This is a genomic window from Salinivibrio sp. PR919 (assembly GCF_001995355.1).
Lineage (GTDB): Bacteria > Pseudomonadota > Gammaproteobacteria > Enterobacterales > Vibrionaceae > Salinivibrio > Salinivibrio proteolyticus.
This window is the reverse complement of record NZ_MUFL01000165.1, coordinates 1-1,894: the sequence shown is the minus strand read 5'-3', so window position 1 is coordinate 1,894 and position 1,894 is coordinate 1. Positions and strand designations below refer to the sequence as shown.

Annotated in this window: 2 protein-coding genes; one reads left to right on the top strand and one right to left on the bottom strand. The window is 37.1% G+C overall.

The features are described from left to right. A partial coding sequence (locus BZG83_RS16860) for a hypothetical protein (protein WP_158074991.1) occupies positions 1–416 on the top strand: 416 nt, incomplete at its 5' end. Between the two features lie 337 nt (positions 417–753). On the opposite strand, the gene BZG83_RS16370 is transcribed toward BZG83_RS16860, so the two are convergent. After that, positions 754–1,689 (bottom strand): replication initiation protein, encoded by a 936-nt coding sequence (locus BZG83_RS16370; protein ID WP_077482137.1) that lies wholly within the window; start codon positions 1,687–1,689, stop codon positions 754–756. Between the last annotated feature and the right edge of the window lie 205 nt (positions 1,690–1,894).

The window sequence follows — 1,894 nt, the reverse complement described above, 5'->3', positions numbered from 1 at the left end:
AGTTAGGGGTGTGGTCTCAATCATTTATTAATGGGTACTTTGCATTAGGTTTGTCAGTTATTCTTTTTCCACTAACCATTATTACTCCTATGGTTACTCATGAATGCCTAATAAATAGATTTAGTAGTCAGTCTAAGAGTTCAAAAAAGCAACATTCAGGCAATTTGATTGGTAAAAAAATTGTTGATAATAAAGTCTTAAATATTATGGCTACATGCTTTCTAGATATTGGGATATTTAGAAAAATTGTGGCGTATTTTAAGGAGATTATTGACAATCCGTGGGTTCTTTTATCCGATATAATGCTTTTGATTGTGATAGGTTGTGGTCTAGGTGTTGCTTGGGCATTCTTCTCAATCTTCTACGCACTAGGCGGCGGGACTGGTGCTGACCTAATCAGCCCGAATAGCTGGTAGTAACGAAGCACTTTACATTTGCGTAGGAGAGCCAGCTTCGAGAGACACTCCTATCAGGGAGACGCCTCTTCAGAATTAAATAGTAATGAAGAGGAGTCTCATTATTTTATATTTAATTGGACTTATTGCATTCACACTATTGTATTCACAGGCTCAACATCTACATTCATATTCCGTTCTAACCTTTACTCACCTGTTTATGGGGTGCGAGCACACAACTGAGTAGATTTAAATAGGAAAGAAGCAAGTTAGAATAATCTGTCAGTTCTGATAGGGATATCTTCTTATAAGCATGTCTATGTGCTTCTAATGATAAATGCTTATCGATAAATGCTTATCAAGGCAAATCATAACTAACTGTAAACTTAATTCTTACAAGAGGATTCCCCCTTCTCTGGTTGTCTTTAATTTTCTCAATATCGACTTGAAGATTTGTCTTTTCAGTAACTTCGTTTACTGGTAGCTCAACTAGACGCTTGAAGAAGTGCTTCTGATGTGAGGCTTCATCAAGCCCAAACCGTTGTCTTATCTCTTCAACTCTTAACTCAAATCCCCGTTTGTGAAGACCATTTAAAAACCAATGATAGTAGCGTGCAGCATATGACGAACTAAAAGAGTTAATAGTAGGTAAATTACATGTTTGATAGCCGCTTTCAGCAACGACAGCTGACATAAAATCTAGGGAAAAACTCAAAACAACAAATTTCTGTTTTTTTACATCGCACCTATGCACATAAACGGTGTCTGTAATCTTAGCTGGTTTAGTTTTAATAACACCATTTCGCTTCTCCTTGAACAAAATATCTGCTTGGCATAGCTCATCAACAGCCTTGTAGAGCACTTTGTAGTTATTGCTTGTCTTCTTTCCTGACTGGATAATTCTTATAGCCTCCGTCGCTGGAATTAGAATGGTTCGGTCTTCAATAAATTCATAGTGCCACTCCAGTGTCTTGTGATCATCCTCTTTACAGAATCTTTTGGCAGTGAAATAAGGCTCGTTGTCAAAACAACTCATTGCATAGTTCAATAGTCGAAGTGATTGAATACTTAGAGAGTAATCGGCAAAGACCAGTGAGCTTTTAAGTTTTACTTTATTTCCGCCATAGGGGTTAGCCGGAGGAACATTTCTAAGCGCCGAATCACTCAGTTGATATGGTCTTCTTTCTTTTGATTCTTGACGGTCAACAAGTCCATCTTGTGTTTGGAAAGAAAGAGAATCATTGGAAAGTAATTTAGAAAAATTATGCTGAAAAGTATGGCTTAATGAGTTCATTATAATGGTTTTCCTGAAGGCTAGTGAGAATTCTAAAATTGTCCAAGTGTCGAAAGAGAAAAACACGTCTACCAAATTGTGTAACCATGTGTCCCAAAGTCAGTAAGTCAAAGCTACCAACCACTATCAATTAATATACCAAATTAAGTACCCCAATGCCTCTGAAAGCATTGGTACATAAGGGCTGTGATACTCTCTATTACCT